General features: G+C 67.5%; 17 protein-coding genes. 10 read left to right on the top strand and 7 right to left on the bottom strand.

Annotated features, from left to right (window positions below; all coding sequences use genetic code 11):
- Positions 1-117: 117 nt before the first annotated feature.
- The 10 genes from dxs (at position 118) to RW112_RS12335 (ending at position 9,960) form a co-directional block, all read left to right on the top strand.
- A complete protein-coding gene (gene dxs, locus RW112_RS12380) occupies positions 118-2,091 on the top strand; it encodes a 1-deoxy-D-xylulose-5-phosphate synthase (RefSeq protein ID WP_317782025.1) in 1,974 nt (657 codons plus the stop codon).
- Positions 2,088-2,648 carry a DUF402 domain-containing protein gene (locus RW112_RS12375; RefSeq protein WP_317782023.1) on the top strand — a complete coding sequence of 187 codons (561 nt, stop codon included), beginning with the start codon at positions 2,088-2,090 and terminating at the stop codon, positions 2,646-2,648. The genes dxs and RW112_RS12375 overlap by 4 nt, the downstream gene beginning before the upstream one ends.
- Positions 2,645-3,205 carry a hypothetical protein gene (locus RW112_RS12370; RefSeq protein WP_317782021.1) on the top strand — a complete coding sequence of 187 codons (561 nt, stop codon included), beginning with the start codon at positions 2,645-2,647 and terminating at the stop codon, positions 3,203-3,205. The genes RW112_RS12375 and RW112_RS12370 overlap by 4 nt, the downstream gene beginning before the upstream one ends.
- Positions 3,206-3,239: 34 nt before the next feature.
- Positions 3,240-3,458, top strand: coding sequence for a hypothetical protein (locus tag RW112_RS12365; protein WP_305940579.1), 219 nt, complete (start codon positions 3,240-3,242; stop codon positions 3,456-3,458).
- 57 nt (positions 3,459-3,515) lie between these two features.
- On the top strand, positions 3,516-4,493 hold the full coding sequence (locus RW112_RS12360) for an aldo/keto reductase (protein ID WP_317782020.1): 978 nt from the start codon (positions 3,516-3,518) through the stop codon (positions 4,491-4,493).
- Complete coding sequence (locus RW112_RS12355; protein WP_317782018.1) at positions 4,493-5,515, top strand: nucleoside hydrolase; 1,023 nt, start codon at positions 4,493-4,495, stop codon at positions 5,513-5,515. Before RW112_RS12360 ends, RW112_RS12355 begins: the two co-directional genes overlap by 1 nt.
- 141 nt (positions 5,516-5,656) lie before the next feature.
- Positions 5,657-6,478 carry an ECF transporter S component gene (locus tag RW112_RS12350; RefSeq protein ID WP_317782016.1) on the top strand — a complete coding sequence of 274 codons (822 nt, stop codon included), beginning with the start codon at positions 5,657-5,659 and terminating at the stop codon, positions 6,476-6,478.
- Between the two features lie 4 nt (positions 6,479-6,482).
- Entirely contained in the window at positions 6,483-7,259 is a 777-nt protein-coding gene (locus RW112_RS12345; protein ID WP_317782014.1) for an energy-coupling factor transporter transmembrane component T, read from the top strand.
- Positions 7,256-8,776, top strand: a complete 1,521-nt coding sequence (locus RW112_RS12340; protein ID WP_317782012.1) for an ABC transporter ATP-binding protein — start codon at positions 7,256-7,258, stop codon at positions 8,774-8,776. The genes RW112_RS12345 and RW112_RS12340 overlap by 4 nt, the downstream gene beginning before the upstream one ends.
- 227 nt (positions 8,777-9,003) lie before the next feature.
- Positions 9,004-9,960: an IS481 family transposase gene (locus RW112_RS12335; protein WP_317782010.1), complete on the top strand. Its 957-nt coding sequence runs from the start codon at positions 9,004-9,006 to the stop codon at positions 9,958-9,960.
- 13 nt (positions 9,961-9,973) lie between these two features.
- On the opposite strand, the gene RW112_RS12330 is transcribed toward RW112_RS12335, so the two are convergent.
- The 7 genes from RW112_RS12330 to RW112_RS12300 form a co-directional block, all read right to left on the bottom strand.
- Positions 9,974-12,160: a 3-hydroxyacyl-CoA dehydrogenase NAD-binding domain-containing protein gene (locus RW112_RS12330; protein WP_317782008.1), complete on the bottom strand. Its 2,187-nt coding sequence runs from the start codon at positions 12,158-12,160 to the stop codon at positions 9,974-9,976.
- Positions 12,157-13,497 (bottom strand): thiolase family protein, encoded by a 1,341-nt coding sequence (locus RW112_RS12325; protein WP_411709896.1) that lies wholly within the window; start codon positions 13,495-13,497, stop codon positions 12,157-12,159. Before RW112_RS12325 ends, RW112_RS12330 begins: the two co-directional genes overlap by 4 nt.
- A gap of 188 nt (positions 13,498-13,685) precedes the next feature.
- Positions 13,686-15,020 (bottom strand): HRDC domain-containing protein, encoded by a 1,335-nt coding sequence (locus tag RW112_RS12320; RefSeq protein ID WP_317782007.1) that lies wholly within the window; start codon positions 15,018-15,020, stop codon positions 13,686-13,688.
- Positions 15,021-15,077: 57 nt separating this feature from the next.
- Positions 15,078-15,728, bottom strand: coding sequence for a DUF3000 domain-containing protein (locus RW112_RS12315; RefSeq protein WP_317782006.1), 651 nt, complete (start codon positions 15,726-15,728; stop codon positions 15,078-15,080).
- Positions 15,729-15,789: 61 nt separating this feature from the next.
- On the bottom strand, positions 15,790-16,878 hold the full coding sequence (locus tag RW112_RS12310; RefSeq protein WP_317782194.1) for a low specificity L-threonine aldolase: 1,089 nt from the start codon (positions 16,876-16,878) through the stop codon (positions 15,790-15,792).
- 37 nt (positions 16,879-16,915) lie between these two features.
- Complete coding sequence (locus tag RW112_RS12305) at positions 16,916-17,620, bottom strand: SDR family oxidoreductase (RefSeq protein WP_317782004.1); 705 nt, start codon at positions 17,618-17,620, stop codon at positions 16,916-16,918.
- Entirely contained in the window at positions 17,617-19,047 is a 1,431-nt protein-coding gene (locus RW112_RS12300; RefSeq protein ID WP_317782003.1) for a DUF6421 family protein, read from the bottom strand. The genes RW112_RS12305 and RW112_RS12300 overlap by 4 nt, the downstream gene beginning before the upstream one ends.
- Between the last annotated feature and the right edge of the window lie 135 nt (positions 19,048-19,182).

Below are 19,182 nucleotides of genomic sequence, written 5' to 3'. Positions count from 1 at the left end.
CCCCGGCCCGTCACTGACGGGCCGGGGCTTTGCGTTGCGGGAGGCCGGTCCCTGCGTCCGCACCGCCTGTGAGGCGTTAGAGTTAAAAGGCATGTCTACCACCCGAAGGAGGCCCCGTTGGGAATCTTGGACACCATCCGGAATCCGCAGGACCTGAGCAAGTTGACCGAAGAACAGCTGTCCCAGCTGGCTGCGGAGGTCAGGAGTTTCCTGATCGGCAACGTGTCGCAGACGGGTGGCCACCTCGGACCGAACCTCGGCGTGGTGGAACTGACCATGGCCGTACACCGCATTTTCGATTCTCCCCGGGACAGCATTGTTTTTGACACCGGGCACCAGTCCTACGTCCACAAACTCCTCACCGGACGCCACGACTTCAGCACGCTCCGCCAGGAAGGCGGCATGTCCGGCTACCCGGACCGGGCCGAATCCGAGCACGACATCGTGGAAAGCTCCCACGCCTCCTCATCACTGTCCTGGGCCGACGGCATCTCCCGCGCCCGGCAGCTGACCGGCGACGGCGACCGCTACGTGATCGCGGTTGTGGGCGACGGCGCCCTGACCGGCGGCATGGCCTGGGAAGCGATCAACAACATCGCCGCGGACAAAAAGCGCCGCGTGGTCATCGTCGTCAACGACAACGGCCGTTCCTATGCGGCCACGGTGGGCGGCTTCGCCGACTACCTCGCGTCCTTGCGTCCCACCATCGATTCCTTCCGGGCCGCCCCGGCCTACGAGGGCACCCTCGACTGGTGGAAGCGGAAGCTGCAAAACGGCGGACCCGTGGGCCAGTTCACCTACCGGAGCCTGCACGCCATGAAGAAGGGCATCAAGGACTGGTGGGCGCCGCAGGGCATGTTCGAGGACCTCGGCATGAAGTACATCGGCCCCGTGGACGGCCACAACCTCCAGGCCATGGAGCACGCCCTCTCCACCGCAAAGAACTACGCAGGCCCGGTGATTGTGCATGCAATGACCGAGAAGGGCCACGGCTATGCGCCGGCCCGCGCCCACGAGGCTGACCAGTTCCACGCCGTAGGCATCATCGATCCTGAAACCGGGGAGCCCACCGAGGCAGGCGGCGCCCAGTCCTGGACGTCGGTCTTCGCCGATGAAATCGCAGCGATTGCCGATGAGCGCAAGGACATCGTGGGGATCACCGGTGCCATGCTCATTCCTGTTGGCCTGCACAAGTTCGCCGCGCGGCACCCGGACCGCGTCTTCGACGTCGGGATTGCCGAGCAGCACGCCCTGACCTCGGCAGCCGGCATGGCCTTCGGCGGGCTCCACCCCGTGGTGGCCGTCTACGCAACCTTCCTGAACCGCGCCTTCGATCAGCTGCTGATGGATGTTGCCCTGCACAAGGCAGGAGTCACCATTGTGCTGGATCGTGCCGGTGTTACCGGTCCCGACGGCGCCAGCCATCACGGCATGTGGGACATGGCCATGGTGCAGATCGTTCCGGGCCTCCACCTCGCGGCCCCCCGCGACGCCACCAGGCTTCGGGAGGAACTCCGCGAAGCCGTGGCCATCAAGGACGCCCCCAGCGTAGTCAGGTATTCCAAGGGGAACGTGGGCGCCGAAGTGGAAGCCCTCGAACGGCTCAGCGACGGCGTGGATGTCCTGGCCCGCCGCCCGTCGGGCTCCAGCGAAAACGACGTGCTGATCGTGAGCGTCGGCGCCATGTCCGAACTGGCACTGGACGTCTCGAACCGGCTCGGCGCGCAGGGCATAAGCTCCACTGTGGTGGATCCCCGCTGGCTGCTGCCGGTCCGGAAGTCGATCATCGCGCTGGCTGCCCGCCACAGGCTGGTCATCTGCATCGAAGACGGCGTCCGCGCCGGCGGTGTGGGCTCCCGCATCCGGCAGGAAATGCGTGCCGCGGGGGTGGACACCGCCCTCAACGAAGTGGGCCTTCCCGTCGAGTTCCTGGACCACGGAACGCGCGCGCAGGTGCTGGAACGAGTCGGATTGACGGCCCGCCAGATCACGCACGACGTCGTTGCGCAGGTTTTGGGGACAAAGGTGCCTTTCGCGCGTCCCCTGCCCGGCCAGGAGCACCCGACTACGGGCAGCCTGCCGAAACTGTGATTCCGCACGAGGCCGCACCTCCCGAGAGCCTCAAACCGGGAGACCTGGTGGTGGCGCGGAACCGGAAATGGGACGGCGGCGCCCACTGGGTGGTGCCGGGCAGCTACCTCGGCGAGGACCGCCACGGCTGGTGGATCTTCCAGCCGGAGGGATCATTCATCTCACGGCCCGGAGCGGCTTTTCATGCCAGGTCCGACGCCGTCCTGCTCGTGCCGCGGAACGGCGACTACGTGGCCACCTTCTACGACGACACCTACCCCGGAGACTTCCGGGTGTATGTGGACCTCGCCGTGGGCCACGGCTGGAACGGCATCAGGCCCGGCACCTTTGAGTTCCACGTGATCGACATGGACCTCGACGTGATCCGGTCCGTGGCCCGGGGAGTCTACATCGACGACGAAGACGAATTCGCCGAACACCAAGCGAGCATGGAGTACCCGCGGGACCTTGTGGACCGCATGCTCGAGGAAACAGAACAGCTTTACCAGGCCGTCAAGGCACAGCACGCACCGTTCGACGGCACAGACGCCGAGTGGTTCAGGAGAGGACGGGCATGAGCGGAATTATCAGGGTCTACAAACGCGACGACGAAGGGGTCCTGCTGTTCCGGGAAGCCTGGTTTGATGAGGACTACAGCCAGTTCGTGATGAATCACGGCGTAGTGGGCCACCAGAGCAAGACGGACGAAACCGACGTCGCCGACGCCGCGGCGGCCGAAGGCCTGATGGACGCCTTCGCGGTGCAGTGCGCGGAGGACGGCTATGCCGAGATTCCCGACGAGGAACAGTTTTGGGTGGTGGCCCAGTACGCCCTGAAAACCAAGGACGGCACGGACCGCGACCGCTACCTGGAGGAAAAAGCCAAGGACGCCCTCATCAGCCATCTTGCCTGGCGCGGGCTGGGCACCGTGGAACGGTCGGAATTTGGCAACTCCAAGCTCAACATCTTCTGCCTGTGCCCGGACGTCAACAAGGCCGTCAACGCCATCAAGGTCTGCATCCGCGGCGAGGACCTGGACTTCACCAAACTCAGCATCGCTGCGGCGCCGTTCGGGGACCCGGAGGCCTTTAAGCTCAAGCACTCGCCGAAACCTGCTTCGGGCTTTACCCTCTAAGAGGGGGCAACCGACTTTCTGGGAGGCATCCGCTATGACGCGTAAATCCGTTCAACCAGGCCACACCCCGATTCCCCACGGAATCGGCGCGCCTGCCCGCCGGGCCATGGCCCACGCAGGACTGGAAACCTTGGAACAGGTTGTCCAGTTCGGAAGGCGGGAACTCTCGAAGTTGCACGGAATGGGCGTCAAAACCATGGCCCAGCTCGAGGATGCCATGGACGAGCACGGACTCGAGTTCCCCGCTACCTGACAGGCGCTCCGGAGGCCGGCGTCCGGACCGTCGGCGCGGCCGTTATAGGCTGAATTCATGACTGAATACCGCCGTGTGGGAAATTCCGGATTGACCGTCTCCGTCGTGGGACTCGGCTGCAACAACCTCGGCCGGGCCAACACGGTGACGGAGTCGCAGGAGGGGACCGACGCCGTCGTGCATGCCGCCCTGGACGCGGGCATTACGCTTTTTGACGTCGCGGACACCTACGGGCGGGAGCCCGGACTCAGCGAAACCATGCTGGGCAGGGCCCTTGGCGGCCGGCGCGGGGATGCAATCGTTGCCACGAAGTTCGGCATGGACATGCGCGGAGCCAACGGCAACGACTTCGGCGCCCGCGGATCACGCCGCTACATTGTCCAGGCCGCCGAGGCCTCCCTGCGGCGGCTCGGGACGGACTGGATCGACCTCTACCAGTTCCACACTCCGGATCCGTTGACCCCCATCGACGAGACCCTTGCCGCCCTGGATGATCTCGTGACCAGCGGTAAGGTCCGCTATCTCGGCCACTCCAACCGGTTCGGCTGGCAGATTGCCGAGGCTGAATTCGTAGCCCGTGCCCGCGGAGGGGCGCGCTTTATCTCCACCCAGAACCACTACAACCTGCTGGACCGGCGCGCCGAGCTCGAAGTCACACCCGCCGCCGAAGCCTACGGCCTGGGCGTGCTGCCGTACTTCCCGCTGGCCAACGGCCTGCTGACCGGCAAGTACGCGCCTGGCAAGGCGCCGGAGGGCTCGCGCCTCAGCCACACCCGGACCAACCTGGTGAACGACGCCGACTGGGACCAGCTGGACAAGTTCAGTGCCTTCGCCGCGGAGCGCGGCCTCAGCGAGATCCAGGTGGCATTCTCCTGGCTGGCGGCCCAGCCGTCCGTCAGCAGCGTGATTGCCGGCGCCACCAGGCCCGAACAGGTCCGCGAAAACGCCGCTGCTGCGGCCTGGGTGCCCAGTGCTGACGAACGTGCCGAGCTGGACGCGATCTTCCCCCGCACGCCCAAGGTGGCACTCTTCTGATGGATTCGGTCCTGATGGACGTTGACACCGGGATCGACGACGCCCTGGCCCTGGTGTACCTCCTGTCCCGCCCCGATGTGCGGGTGCAGGCCATCACTTGCACGGCCGGAAATGTGGGTGCGCGGCAGGTTGCGCTGAACAACCTGGCCCTCCTGGAGCTGTGCGGTAAACCGGGAATCGAGGTGGCCGTCGGAGCAGAGGTGCCGCTGGAGATCCCCCTGGTAACCACGGAGGAAACCCACGGGCCGCAGGGGATCGGCTACGCCGGGCTGCCGCTGCCCGCGCAACAGATCTCCGCGCGGCATGCCGTGGATGTATGGGTGGACGAGGTGCGGAAGCACCCAGGCGAGATCACCGGCCTCGTCACCGGCCCGCTGACCAACTTCGCCCTCGCCCTTCGCCGGGAACCGGAGCTGCCCCGCATGCTCAAGGGGCTGGTGATCATGGGCGGCTGTTTCTACTACCAGGGCAATACCACCCCGACGGCGGAATGGAACGTCTCGGTTGACCCGCATGCAGCGAAGGAAGTGTTTGCCGCCTACCGGGGCCTCCCGGAGGACAAGCTGCCGGTTGTGTGCGCGCTGGAGACCACCGAGCTGATTGAGATGCGGCCCGAACACCTGCAGCGGCTGGCCGAAGCGGCGGGCACCGGGCCGGAACGTGTGCTGCCGGAGCAGCCTGAGGGCCTCCGAAGCCAGTCCGGCAACAAGCTGGTGGCGTGCCTGTCCGATGCCATCCGCTTCTACATGGAATTCCACCGGCTCCACGACCAGGGCTTCGTGGCCCATGTGCACGACGCCTTCGCTGCCTGCGTGGCCGTGGGGCGCACCGACGTGGCCACGGCACTGGCAACGGTGGATGTCGAAACCCGGTCCCCGCTGCTGATGGGCACTACCGTGGCCGATTACCGCGGGCTGTGGGGCGTGCCGCCAAACGCCCGTATCGTCACGTCAAATAACCCGGAACAGTGCTTCGATGAGCTGATCGGTTCGGTGGGGGCACTGGCCGGCCGGCTGGCCTAAGATGGTAGCTGCGCCGAGGTGACATAGGCGCGTGTTTGCCGATCCGGATACCCGCGTCCCGCTTAATACAGCCCGCCGGACACAGCCGGCAGGACGCGTCCCGCCGAACACAGCCCGCAGCCACAGCCAAAAGGAACAGCCATGTCACAGCAATCCCGGACCCTTGCCGCCCCTGGACAGGCGGCGGTCCGCAACCGTCGCCTGCTCGAAGTCCTCGGCGCTGTGTCCATTGCAGCCACTTTCGTTTTCCTCGTCCTCACGCAGCCGGCCGACATCACCAACGGGCTGGCGAGCGGTTCCACCCTGGTGGCGCTGGGCGGGTTCCTGCTGGGAGCCATCCTCCTGATCGTCGGCGTGCTGCCGACCCTTCCCACGTCCACGCTGGTGCTGATTCCGGTGGCCCTCGTCCTGAATATCGCGCTCGGGCAGATCATGGGTTCCACCGGCCTGCCGTTCTACTTTGACGCGATCGGCACCGTACTCATCGCCGTTCTTGCGGGTCCGGCGGCCGGGGCGGCTACGGGCGCCCTCAGCAGCGTCGTCTGGTCCTTCATCAACCCCACGGTGCTGCCCTTCGCAGCCGGGGCGGCCCTCATCGGTTTCCTCGCGGGCCTGGCTGCGCGTTCCGGACTGTTCCGCCGCTTCTACCTGGCCCCGGTGGCGGGTTTCGTCACGGGCATCCTGGCCGGCGTCGTCTCCGCTCCGATTGCGGCCTTCGTTTTCGGCGGCACGTCCGGCATCGGTACCGGCGCAATCGTCGGGGCCTTCCGGGCCATGGGCGATACCCTCCTGGCCGCCATCACCAAGCAGGCACTCATTTCGGACCCCATGGACAAGGCCATAGTCTTCGCCATTGTCGCCATGCTGGTCTACGCCCTGCCGCGCCGGACCACGCTGCAGTTCGCCTTCGTGCGGCGCTACAACGTGCTCGCCGGCAAGAAGCAGGAAACGCCGGACGCCTGATTCCGTGCCTGCCCGCCTGAACATGCCGTCCGCCCTGAACCCCCTGACCGCGCTGGCTGCGGCTGTAGCCACAGCGGCGGTGACGACGGCGGTGTCCAGCTGGGCCGTGTCCTTCGCCGTTGCGCTCGGGTGCGCGGTGCTGGCAGTGCGGGCGGGGGTGGCCGGACGGATGGTGCGGGCCGCCGCCGTGATCCTGGCGCCCTTCTGGCTGTCGCTGCTGATCATGCACGGGCTGTTCTTTCCCGAGGGCAGGACGGTCCTGGCACAGTGGGGTGCGGCCAGGATCACGGCGGAGGGTCTTGGTTTCGCGCTGGACATGGGGTCCCGGACTGCCGCCTACGTCCTGGTTTTCCTGCTCTTTTCGTTCACGGTCCGTGTGCCGGACCTGGTGGCGGCCATGTCAGCGCGGCGCGTGCCTCCGCAGTTCGGCTATGTCCTGGCGTCCACCCTGACCCTTGCCCCGGCCATCACCGGCCGGCTGGCGCGGATCCGGCATGCCCAGGAATCCCGGGGACTGGTGCTCGGCGGCGGACCGCTGGCACGGCTGGCGGCCGCACGGCTGCAGATGCTTCCGCTGGTGCTCTCGCTCATCCAGGATGCCGGTGAGCGGGCCCAGGCCCTGGACTCCCGCGGCTTTAGCGGCGCCAGGACCCGCACCAGCTACCGGGACGTGACGGACAGTGCGGCCCAGCGCATATTCCGGGCCGTTGCCCTGCTGCTTGCAGCAGCCGCTGTGGCGCTGCGGATCTCGGGGCAGTGGCCCGAAGGGTTGCCTGCATGAGGAGTGCAACTGTGCTGGAGGCCAGGATTGAGGCCTTCACCTACCACGGGGAGGACACCGCTGCCCTCCAAGACGTCGACGTGGCCGCGGCGCCAGGCACGCTGACCGCAGTGCTCGGTGGTTCCGGCAGTGGTAAGTCCACCCTCGGCAGGCTGCTGGCCGGATGGTCGTTCGGCGGGCACAGCGGCAGGTTCACGGGCAGCCTGCACCTGCCCGCTGCGTCCGGCGGGGCGCCGCCGGAGGGCAGCGCACCCCTTGTGTTCCGTGGCGCTCCGGACGACCCCCGGATCAATCCCGCCCTCTGGTCGGAGCATGTGGGCTTCGTTCCCCAGGATGCGGCGTCGCTCCTGTCCACTGTGGCGTCGACGGTGGCCGAGGAACTGGCGTTCGGCCTGGAGAACCGGGGCATGGAACGGCACTTGATGCGGACGGAGGTGGCGCATGCGGCCGAGGCGGCGGGCCTGACGGCCCTGCTGGAACGCGACCCCGCCACCCTCTCCGGCGGTGAACTGCGGCGCCTGACCGTGGCCTGTTCCGCCATAACGCGACCCGGCCTGCTGGTGCTCGATGAGCCGCTTGGCTCGCTGGATGCCGCCGGCGCCGCGTCGGTCCGGGCGCTGGTCGACCGTCTCCTGGACTCCGGCACCGCGGTCATTATCCTGAGCCAGGCCGCCGATGAGCTGACCCTCTCGGCCACCCGCTGGCTGGTGCTCGACGGCGGAACGGTCACCGCACGGGGCACCCCCGCCGAACTGGCGGGCAGCCCCGTGCTGCTGCGCACCGGCGTCGTGCTTCCCGCCCGGACGGGCGGTGGTCCCGGCCTTCAACGCCGGGCGGGAGTTGCCGCTGCGGAAACAGTCCTGGAGCTGGAGCGGATCAGCTTCGGGTATCCGGCCGGACGCGGCAGGACGGGGCCGGCGGTGTTTGGCGACCTCAGCCTCACGGTGCGGGCGGGAGAGGTCGTGGCCGTGACCGGCCCGAACGGGGCAGGCAAGTCCACCCTGCTCCGGCATTTCAACGGCCTGCTCCGCCCGGATCGCGGGTCCGTCCGGATTCACGGCGCTGACATCGCCGGCGTTCCCACCGGACGCATTGCTGAGAGGGTGGGCCTGCTCTTCCAGCACCCCCGGGACCAGCTTTTCGAGCGGACCGCCCTGCGCGAAGTGCTATTCGGCCTGGACCGGAGGTTCGGGACCGACCCGGCCGTGAGGGCGGGGGCGGCCCTGGACGCGGTCGGTCTCGGAGACCGGGTGGACACGCATCCGCAGGAGCTTCCGGCGTCGCTGCAGCGGCTCCTGGCCCTCGCCACGGTCCTGGCACGCGAACCGCAGCTCATCGCCCTGGACGAACCCACCGTGGGGCTGGACCGCCACGGCCTGGAACGCCTGGACGACGCCATGGGTGCCGCAGCGGAGCGGGGCGCCGCCGTCGTCATGGTCACCCACGATCTCACCTACGCCCGGGCCAGGGCCCACCGCGTGCTCGAGCTGCGGGACGGCATGCTCCGGGAAGGCTGACCGCTACCTGGTCCAGGAAACGGAAGCGCCGCCGCGCGCACCGGTTGACGGTGCAGGCGGCGGCGCCGGTTTCCGGCCGGGCAGGGTGCGCCCGTGCAGGGTGCGGCCGGGTGTGGCCCTAGGTGTACTGAGCCGGGACGTTGTTGACATGTAGGGCTTGAAAACGAGGAGGACCTCCGGGCTAAGTGGAGCTGTCTAGTTCACACACTTTGCGCTCGGAGGTCCTCGTGTCCCACGTTAATGCCCGTCTGACAGTTCATGGAAGACGCCTGATCGTTGACCGCGTGGCCGCAGGCCGCCCGATCGCCCATATCGCTGCGGAGCTGGGCGTTTCCCGGCAGACCGCGTACCGGTGGATCAGACGTTTCCGCACCGACGGGGCGTCCGGTCTGGAGGACCGCTCAAGCCGGCCGAAGTCGTCCCCGGCCCGGACGAGTTCCGAACGTGAACAAGCCGTCCTGGACGCCCGGCGGTCCGTGAGGTTCGGACCCCTTCGGATCGCTGCACTCACGGGCGTTCCGTCCCGGACGGTGTCCCGGATCCTGCACCGCCATGGTGTTCCCCGGCTGGCGGACTGCGATCCGCTGACCGGCACGCCGATCCGCGCAGCCAGGACAACGCTCAACCGGTATGAACGGGCACAGCCGGGGGAACTGGTCCATCTGGACGTCAAGAAACTCGGACGCATCCCGGATGGCGGCGGCTGGCGTGCCCACGGCCGCTCGGAGCAGGTCAAGGGACGCCGGATCGGCTACGACTACGTCCACGTCGCGATCGATGACCATAGCCGCATCGGCTACGCCGAAGTCCTCCCCGACGAGAAGGGTGCCACCGCGGCCGGGTTCCTGACCCGCGCCGCAAGCTACTTCGCCCGCCACGGCATCCACCGGATCGAACGCGTCATCACCGACAACGCCTTCGCCTACCGCAACTCCGCTGCTTTCCATCAGGCCGTTACGGACCTCGGAGCAGTCCAGCGCTTCATCAAGCCCCACTGCCCCTGGACCAACGGCAAAGCCGAACGCTTCAACCGGACCCTGCAAACCGAATGGGCCTACCGGCAGATCTTCACCAGCAGCAACCACCGCCAAGCCGCACTTGCGCCCTGGCTCCAGCACTACAACACTGAACGAATCCACACCGGCATCGGAACCACACCCATCACCCGGGTGTCACCAACCTGATGGCCCAGTACACCTAGGCGGGAACCACCGCGGAGGCTACTCCCGGTGCCAGGAACTTCTTGCCGTTGACCCGTTCGGAGGCTCCCACGCGGTCCAGGTACGGCGTGATGCCGCCCAGGAACATCGGCCAGCCGGCGCCGAGGATCATGCACAGGTCGATGTCCTCCGGTCCGGCCACCACGCCCTCGTCCAGCATGAGCCCGATCTCCTCAGCCAGCGCGTCCTGCGTGCGGCGCAGCACCTCCTCGGCCGTGGACGGTGATGTACCAAAGGAGAGCAGCGCCAGGGTGTCCGCCGGAATGAACGGCTTGCCGTCAGGGCCCTTCTCCGGCGTCCCGTTCTGCACAGCCCAGAGGGACTTGATGCCGTTATCGATCAGCTTCTGCAGGTTTTGCGAAACGGTGAACCGGTCCCCGAACGCGGCGTGCAGGGATTCCTGGACATGCTGCGCCACGGGCAGCCCCACCATCGCGCCGAGCGTGAACGGCGTCATGGGCAGTCCCATGGGCCGCAGCGCGTTGTCCGCCACGTCGGCCGGAGTTCCCTCATCGAACGCGGCGGTCACTTCGCCCATCAGGCGCAGCAGGATGCGGTTGACCACAAAGGCGGCCGCATCCTTGACCAGGACCGCAGTCTTCTTCAAACCCCTGGCGAGCTCGAACGCGGTGGCCAGCACGGCGTCGTCGGTCCTCGGTGCCCGGACAATTTCCAGCAGCGGCATCACGGCCACCGGGTTAAAGAAGTGGAAGCCCACCAGGCGTTCGGGGTGTGCCAGGTCCTCAGCCATGGCAGTCACGGACAGCGAGGACGTGTTCGTGGCCAGGATGCATTCGGGGGAGACGATCGCCTCCACCTCGGCGAACACCTGCTTCTTGACGTTCAGCTCCTCGAACACGGCTTCGATGACGAAGTCCGCGTCAGCAAACACGTCCTTGGAAACCGAGCCGGTCACCAGCGCCTTGGTCCGGTTGGCGGCGTCGGCGCTGATCCGTTTCTTCGCCAGCATCTTGTCCACTTCGGCGTGGACGTAGGCCACGCCCTTGTCCACGCGGGCCTGGTCGATGTCTGTCATCACAACCGGCACCTTGAGCTGCCGGGCGAACAACAAGGCCAGCTGGCTGGCCATCAGGCCGGCGCCGACCACGCCGACCTTGGTGACCGGCCGGGCCAGCTTGCGGTCCGGTGCGCCTGCCGGACGCTTGGAGCGCTTCTGCACGAGGTCCAGGAACGCGTACACCGTGGAGCGGAACTCGTCGGTCTGCATGAGGCCGGCCAGCGTCCCGCACTCGAGCGCCGCGGACTCCGGCTGGGTCATGGTCCGGTTGGCCTCCATGATGTCCAGGACCTTGGCCGGGGCGGGGGAGGCATTTGACGTCCTGGCCTCCACGAAGGCCCGCCCGGCGGCTACGGCCTCTGCCCAGCGTTCGGCCACCGCCGGGTCCGCCGGGTCGACGGCGTTGCGGCGTTCCGGGGCCGTCTCGCCGGAGATGACGCTTGCGGCCCACGCGAGGGACTGTTCCACGAAGTCGGCCGGTTCAAACATGGCGTCGGCAATTCCCAGGCCGAAGGCCTGCGGACCCGTAAGCGTCCGGTTGTTGCTGAGCGGATTCTCGATCATCACCTTGACGGCGTTCTCGGGTCCGATCAGCCGCGGCAGGATGTACACGCCGCCCCAGCCGGGCACAAGGCCGATGAAGGCTTCGGGAAGCGCCAGTGCACCGGCCCCGCTGGAAACCGTGCGGTACGTGGACTGCAGGGCGATCTCCAAGCCGCCGCCCAGGGCCACGCCGTTGATGAACGCGAAGCTGGGCACTCCCAGGTTGGCCAGGGTGGCGTACACGTCGTGGCCGAGCTGCGCCATCCAGAGGCCGTGGTCCCGGTTGTTGAGGGACTTGACGGCGGAAAGGTCCGCGCCCGCCACCAGGAAGTAGGGCTTGCCCGTCACGCCGACGCCCACGATCTCGCCGCGGGCGGCACGCTCCTTGAGCCCCTCAAGGACTGTGCCCAGCTCCACCAGGGTGTTCGGACCCAGGGTGGTGGGCTTGGAGTGATCCAGGCCGTTGTCCAGGGTGATCAGCGCGAAGGTACCCGGGCTCGGCTTGCCTGCGGCTCCGGGCAGCGCGATGTCCTGGACGTACGAATGCGTGACCGTCTCGTCGGGGAAGAGATCGGCAAGCTTGCGGAAATCTGCGGCGCTCATGCTGCGGCTCCTTCAGTTTTGGTGCTGGCAGTGTCAGTTTCGGCGGAGGAGTTGTCCGTTGGGAACACGGCGCCGCTGTAGCCTGTGTATTCCGAGTGATGCGGGTTTTCCCAGATGACCGTGGCCCCCATGCCCAGGCCGATGCACATGGTGGTCATGCCGTACCGTACTGACGGGTCTTCCTGGAACTGACGGGCCAGCTGGTTCATCAGCCGTACGCCGGACGAGGCCAGCGGATGCCCGACTGCAATGGCGCCGCCGTACCGGTTGACGCGGGGATCGTCGTCGGAAATGCCGAAGTGGTCCAGGAAGCTCAACACCTGGACGGCGAAGGCCTCATTGATTTCGAACAGCCCGATGTCCTCGATGCCGAGTCCGGCGTTCTTCAGCGCCTTTTCCGTTGCGGGGACCGGGCCGATGCCCATGACCTCGGGCTCCACGCCGGCAAAGGCGTAGCTGACCAGGCGCATCTTCACCGGCAGCCCAAGTTCCGCGGCGGCCTCCGACGAAGCGAGAAGGGCCGCCGTCGCTCCGTCGTTCAGCCCTGCGGCGTTGCCGGCGGTTACCCGGCCATGGGGCCGGAAGGGTGTGCGGAGCGCAGCGAGGTCCTCGAGGGAAGTGCCGGGGCGGGGCGGTTCGTCAACGGTGTTGAGCGTCCAGCCCTGACCCGGCTTCATGGTGGCCACCGGCACCAGGTCCGGCTGGATCTGGCCCTTCCCGTAGGCTGCTGCCAGCTTGTCCTGGGACGCCACGGCGTAGGCGTCGGTGCGGTCCTTGGTGATGGACGGGAACCGGTCGTGCAGGTTCTCGGCGGTGTTTCCCATGTTCAGTGCCGCGGGGTCCACCAGCCGTTCGGACATGAACCGGGGATTGGGATCGGCGCCCTCGCCCATCGGGTGGTTGCCCATGTGTTCCACTCCGCCGGCGATGACCACGTCGTAGGCCCCGAAGGCAATGCCGCTGGCGGTGGTGGTCACGGCGGTCATGGCGCCGGCGCACATGCGGTCCACGGCGAAGCCCGGGACGGTGCGGGGCAGCCCGGCCAGCAGGGCGGCAGTGCGGCCGATGGTGAGGCCCTGGTCGCCGGTCTGGGTGGTGGCGGCAACAGCCACCTCGTCAATGCGGTCCGCGGGGAGCGAGGGGTTGCGGCGCATCAGTTCGCGGATGCACTTGACCACGAGGTCATCGGCGCGTGTTCCGGCGTAGATGCCCTTCTCGCCTGCGCGGCCGAACGGGGTGCGGACACCGTCCACAAAAACGACGTCGCGGACGGTCCTGTTCCGTCCGCTGCTGGGTTTTCCGCTGCTGTGTTCTCCGCTGTGGCGGGGCTGGCTCACGTGATACTCCTCATCGAGACATTGGTGCCGGACGCGCGCCAGTGGCAGCGGCAATCCGGGCGGCATTGATCTCAATGTTACTCGTGAGTAACTTAGCTGGCAAGGTCCCTGGCGGACTGTTGTGGTCCGCCACGGAGTGCCCTCCGGGCCAGGCTTGGCGATCCGGCTGGCAGCGAAGGTCGGGAAGCCTAAGTCTCTGTTGTTGCCCTGGGCTCCTTCGGCTCCTTGGGAGGCAACGGCTGCGGATTGAGGAACGCCGCGGTGATCAGTGGCGCCGTCAGCTCGATCTGCCACGGCCGGGCGCCGAGTTCGCTGAGTTCTTCGCCGATCGCTTCTTCGCTGAGCTCCGCGGGCGGACGCCATGCCACCCGGCGGAGGAAATCGGGGGTGAGGAGGTTTTCGACCGGAAGGTTCAGTTCGTCTGCTTTGTCCTGGAGCAGGGGCCTGGCTGTCGCGAGCCGTTCGGCAGCGGCCGGGTCCCGGTCCGCCCATACGCGCGGCGGCGGAGGCGCGTTGGTGGGCAGGTGCAGCGGCGGGAGTTCCTCCATGGTCCGGGCGGTCGCGATGCAGCGCAGCCAGCGCGGGGCTTCGCGCTGCGCGGCCCGGCCGTGGAATCCCTTGGTGCCCAGCAGTTGCGGAACGGTGGAGGGCATGGCCTTGGCGGCTGCCACCAGGGACGAGTCGGGGATGAGCCGGCCGGGGGCGACGTCGCGCTTCCGGGCCAGGGAATCGCGTTCCAGCCACAGTTCCCGGACGGCGGCGAGCTGGCGGCGGTCCCGGATCTGGTGCAGTCCGGAGGTCTTGCGCCACGGGTCCACGCGGGGCGGGGCGAGCCCGGCTGCCAGGATGGCAGCGAATTCCTGCTCGGCGTACTCGAGCTTTCCGTCGGTCTGGAGCAGTTCGATGAGTTCCTCGCGCAGTTCGGTGAGGACCTCGACGTCCAGGGCCGCATACCGGAGCCAGGGTTCAGGCAGCGGGCGGGTGGACCAGTCGGCGGCGGAGTGTTCCTTCGCGAGGCCGAATCCGAGCAGCTGCTCGATGACGGCGGCCAGCCCCACCCGCGGCAGCCCGGCCAGCCGCGCGGCCAGTTCGGTGTCGAATAGTTTGTGCGGCCACATGCCAAGCTCGGACAGGCAGGGAAGGTCCTGGCTGGCCGCGTGCAGGATCCATTCGACGCCTTCCAGGGCGTCGTTGATGATCTGCAGGTCCCCGAAGGGTTCCGGGTCGATGAGCCATGTTCCTGAGCCCTCGCGCCGGATCTGGACCAGGAAGGCCCGTTGCCCGTAGCGGAAACCCGAAGCGCGTTCCGCGTCCACGCCGGCGGGGCCTGTCCCGGCGGCTATGGCGGCGGCGCAGCGTTCCAGTCCTGCGGGGGTTTCAATGACTAGCGGCACTCCGTCACGGGGAGCGTCAAGGTCAATGACCTCGGGGACCAGGCTGTCGAAGCCTTCCACCGTGATGTGGGGAGTGATGTCAGCAGCCGGGACGCCGGCTGTGGTGTGTTCCGGATTTTGAGGGGTCATGATGCCTTCAGTTTACCGACATCGCGCTGGAGCGCGCCCCGCCGTGGCCAGCCATGGTCAGTTGCGCCGCCTGCGGGGGAGCGCGGAGACGCCCTCCGGCAACGGAGGGAGTCCGGCGAAGGTGCAGACCATGTCCGACCATGCCTCCAGGTGGGACCGGATATCCGGCCCCACGGGCGTCCAGGACGCACGCAGTTCGATGTCGATTGAACCCGGCCGGTCAGCGAGGGTGCCGAAGCTCTCGGACAGGATCCTGGTGGCCGTTCCGCCCGCTGCGCGATAGGGCGCTTTATGGTTCTCCAGCGCCTCTACGAGCCAGGTCCACGCAACCGATCCCAGCATTTCATCGTTGCCCATTTCCGCCTCAAGCTGGGCGCGGATGTAGGTGACGATCCGGAACTCCCCATCCCACACCGCCGAGCCGTCAGGGTCGTAGAGCAGGATGAACCGGCCCGTGGCGAGTTCCTCGGCGTCGTCGTCAACAGTTCCGGAGGCCCGGACCAGCGCGGCGGAAACGGGTCCGTGCACGGCGGCGGGGGCCGGTCCAGGGACGGGGCCGATGACCTCCGCGCCCAGGGCCACCGCGAAGGGCGCCAGCCGTGAGGGCGCGGGGATCTCGTCCAGGTGCAGCTCACTGCGGCACCGTGCTTTTCGGAGGGATCCCAATGCGGCAAGGAACTCCGCGGGAACCTGGGCGAGTGCGTTCACATTCGCAGGTTACGCAAAGGATGGCGCCGATTCCGGCAGGCTCGCCGCCCCGTGCGCCCGCTCACCGTGCCGCCAGCTCCCGCTTGATGGCTGCAACGAACGAATCCACGTCCTCTTCGCTCGTGTCAAAGGAGCACATCCAGCGGACTTCCCGGGCGGCTTCGTTCCAGTCATAGAAGCGGAAGGATTCCCTCAGCCGGTCCGCAACACCTTCGGGCAGGATGGCGAACACTCCGTTGGATTCCGTCTTCTGCGTGGGCTCCACGCCGTCGATCCCTTCAACGGCCTCGCGCAACCGGGAAGCCATCGCGTTGGCGTGCCTGGCCGAGCGCAGCCACAGGTCGCCCTCGAGCAAGGCAATGAACTGCGCGGACATGAACCTCATCTTGGAGGCGAGCTGCATGTTCATCTTGCGGAGGTACACCAGGCCGTGGGCGGCGTCGGGGTTCAGGGCCACCACCACCTCGCCGAACAACAGCCCGTTCTTGGTGCCGCCGAAAGAGAGGATGTCTACGCCGGCGTCGCGCGTAAATGTCCGGAGCGGCACGTCAAGGTGGGCGGCGGCGTTGGCCAGCCGGGCGCCGTCCATGTGGAGTTTCATGCCTTTGGCATGGACGTGGTCGGCGATGGCGCGCACCTCGGCCGGGGTGTAGCACGTGCCGAGTTCGGTGGTCTGGGTGATGGACACGGCCAGCGGCTGGGCACGGTGCTCGTCGCCCCAGCCCCAGGCTTCCTTGTCGATCAGTTCGGGCGTGAGCTTGCCGTCGGCGGTGGGGACCTGGAGCAGCTTGATGCCGCCGATCCGCTCCGGGGCGCCGTTCTCATCCATGTTGATGTGCGCGGTCGATGCGCAGATCACCGCGCCCCAGCGCGGGAGCAGGGACTGCAGCGAAAGGACGTTGGCCCCGGTCCCGTTGAACACGGGGAAGCATTCGATGCCGGGGCCAAAGTGCTCCTCCATGAGCACATGCAGGCGGGCAGTGTAATCATCTTCGCCGTAGGACACCTGGTGGCCCTCGTTGGCCGCTGCCAGCGCCGCCAGGACCTCCGGGTGGACGCCTGAATAGTTGTCGGAGGCAAAGCCCCGGACGGCGGGGTCGTGGAGCCGGGCCGCGGTGGCGGCAGGGGCAGTTTCAACTGTGGTTGTCATCGCTTTGGTCACGCTTTCAGTCTAGGGATGTCCGCGATTAACGGGTAAGAAGCAGCCGCCGGCCGTTCAGTTCCGTGGCGGGGGTGGTGAAAAGTCCGACGGCGGCAGCCGCCAGGTCCGCAACGTCGGTGAAGCCGGGGAAGCCGCGGCCGGGGGAGCGCTCCCGCATGGCGGCATCCACGAGGCCTTTCACCACGAAGATGACCGCAGCGCTGTGCGACTCCCGGCTGAAGCCTTCGGCAACGGCCAGGGTCCAAGCCTCAGCGGCCGCCTTCACCGCCACGTAACTTGCGCCGGCCGCCGTCGGGGTTTCGGCTGCGGTGGAGGTCACCATGGCGAAACGGCCGGCGTCCGACGCCGCCAGGTCGTCGTAGAACACCCGCGTCACGTTCCTCAGGGTGGTGACGGCGCCCCGTTCCAGGAAGTCCCAGTCCTCGTCGCTCTGGTCGGTGATGCCTTTGGCGCCGCGCCAGCCACCCACCAGGTGGATGACGCCGTCGACTTTTCCGGCTGTGCCGGCAATATCGGCATGCAGCTCCCGGACGCCGGCGAGGCTGGCGAGGTCGCAGACGAGCGGAGTGACGCCGTCGCCCGCTTCCGCGGCGGCGGCGGCGATCCGGGAACTGTCCGAGCCGACCGTGAAAACCCTGTGGCCGGCTTCGCGCAGCGCGCGGGCCGTGGCGATCCCGGACGGGCCGCTGCCGCCCGCGACCACCACGTTCAGTGGGCGCCCGGCACTCATCCGGCGTTCAGGGCAGTGCGGACCGTGCCGGCCGCAGTGCCGCCGGCGGTGCCGTCTTCACCGCAGTCCGACGAGCCCGTGATTCCGGCCGTGGACTCGATGACGGGCCGCATCTTCTTTTCGAGGGCCTCGTAGAACATGGACAGCGGGAATTCGTCGTCGAGCACCTGGTCGGTCAGGCCGCGCGGCGGTCCCGCGAGCGGCAGCGCGTCCGGACCCTTGGCCCAGACGGACGCGGGGTTGGGCGTCACGGTGCCGGAGATCAGCTGGTACGCGGCCAGCCAGTGGGCTGCCTTGGGCCGGTCGATCGAGCGCCAGTAGAGCTCCTCGATCCGCGCCCCGAGTTCAACCACGACGTCGGCAGCTTCGTCCCAGTCAATGCTGAGCTTGCTGTCGGTCCAGTGCAGGACCCGGTGCTGGTGCATCCAGGCAAAGAGCAGCTGGCCGCCGAGGCCGTCGTAGTTGCGGACGCGGCTGCCGGTGATGGCGAAGCGGAAGATGCGGTCGAAGATGACCGCGTACTGGACCAGCTTGGCATGCCGGCGTGCCTGGGGGTCGGCCTCTTCGTCCTTTTCGATCTTCACGGATTCACGGAAGGCGGTCAGGTCGCAGCGGAGTTCCTCCAGTGAGTACAGGAAGTACGGCATGCGCTGTTTGATCATGAAGGGGTCGAAGGGCAGGTCCCCGCGCATGTGGGTGCGGTCATGGATCAGGTCCCACATCACAAACGTTTCCTGCGTGAGTTCCTGGTTTTCCAGGAACTCCGCGGCCTCAGCGGGGAGCTCCAGGCCGGTGATCCCGGCCGCGGCTCCGAGGACCCGGCGGAAGCGGGCGGCTTCCCGGTCGGCGAAGATGGCGCCCCATGTGAACGTCGGCGTCTCCCGGACCGCGACGGTTTCCGGGAACAGGACGGCCGAGTTGGTGTTGTAACCGGGGGTGAAATCGAGGAAGCGGATGGGCACGAAGAGCTTGTTGGAGTACTCGCCCTCTTCGAGGCCGGCAATGAATTCCGGCCAGATGACCTCGATCAGGACGGCCTCCACCAGCCGGTTGCTGCTGCCGTTCTGGGTGTACATGGGGAAGACCACCAGGTGCTGCAGCCCGTTGATGCGGTGCTGCTGCGGCTGGAAGGCGAGCAGGGAGTCCAGGAAATCAGGTACGCCGAAGCCGCCGGCGGCCCAGCGCCCGAAGTCGTTGACCAGCAGTTCGAGGTACCGGGCATCGTGCGGGAACGACGGCGCCAGTGCTTCCACGGCGTCGCAGATGGCGCGCACATGCGCGGCGGCGGCCTCGTGGTCACTGGCGGCGGGGACCGAGCCATCCTGGGCCTGGAGGGCCTGGATGGCCGTGGCGGCAGCCTTGAGCCGCAGCCACTCCGGGTGGTTCCCGGTGAGCTGGGCGGGGGCGGTGAGAGCGGTCGTTGTCATCGTCGGCGATCGCCTTTCTGGTTGCTTGGAGCTTCTACCGTGAGCGTAGCAAGCAAACAGATCTCCTAATGCAAAATCGGCCTGAGCATAAGAAAGACTTGTGCAACTGGATGGGCCGACCCGCCCCAGCCGTAG

Source organism: Arthrobacter sp. B10-11 (genome assembly GCF_033142195.1).
Taxonomy (GTDB): domain Bacteria; phylum Actinomycetota; class Actinomycetes; order Actinomycetales; family Micrococcaceae; genus Arthrobacter; species Arthrobacter oryzae_C.
Note: the sequence above shows the minus strand (reverse complement) of the source record. Positions and strands in the feature narration are given on the sequence as shown.

Bases quoted from the DNA above. Each gene is read 5' to 3' on its own strand.
- RW112_RS12350 (WP_317782016.1), top strand. From the start codon at position 5,657: ATGTCACAGCAATCCCGGACCCTTGCCGCCCCTGGACAGGCGGCGGTC.
- RW112_RS12355 (WP_317782018.1), top strand. From the start codon at position 4,493: ATGGATTCGGTCCTGATGGACGTTGACACCGGGATCGACGACGCCCTG.
- RW112_RS12370 (WP_317782021.1), top strand. From the start codon at position 2,645: ATGAGCGGAATTATCAGGGTCTACAAACGCGACGACGAAGGGGTCCTG.
- RW112_RS12300 (WP_317782003.1), bottom strand. From the start codon at position 19,047: ATGACAACGACCGCTCTCACCGCCCCCGCCCAGCTCACCGGGAACCAC.
- RW112_RS12320 (WP_317782007.1), bottom strand. From the start codon at position 15,020: ATGACCCCTCAAAATCCGGAACACACCACAGCCGGCGTCCCGGCTGCT.
- RW112_RS12330 (WP_317782008.1), bottom strand. From the start codon at position 12,160: ATGAGCGCCGCAGATTTCCGCAAGCTTGCCGATCTCTTCCCCGACGAG.
- RW112_RS12365 (WP_305940579.1), top strand. From the start codon at position 3,240: ATGACGCGTAAATCCGTTCAACCAGGCCACACCCCGATTCCCCACGGA.
- RW112_RS12340 (WP_317782012.1), top strand. From the start codon at position 7,256: ATGAGGAGTGCAACTGTGCTGGAGGCCAGGATTGAGGCCTTCACCTAC.
- RW112_RS12310 (WP_317782194.1), bottom strand. From the start codon at position 16,878: ATGACAACCACAGTTGAAACTGCCCCTGCCGCCACCGCGGCCCGGCTC.
- RW112_RS12360 (WP_317782020.1), top strand. From the start codon at position 3,516: ATGACTGAATACCGCCGTGTGGGAAATTCCGGATTGACCGTCTCCGTC.
- RW112_RS12305 (WP_317782004.1), bottom strand. From the start codon at position 17,620: ATGAGTGCCGGGCGCCCACTGAACGTGGTGGTCGCGGGCGGCAGCGGC.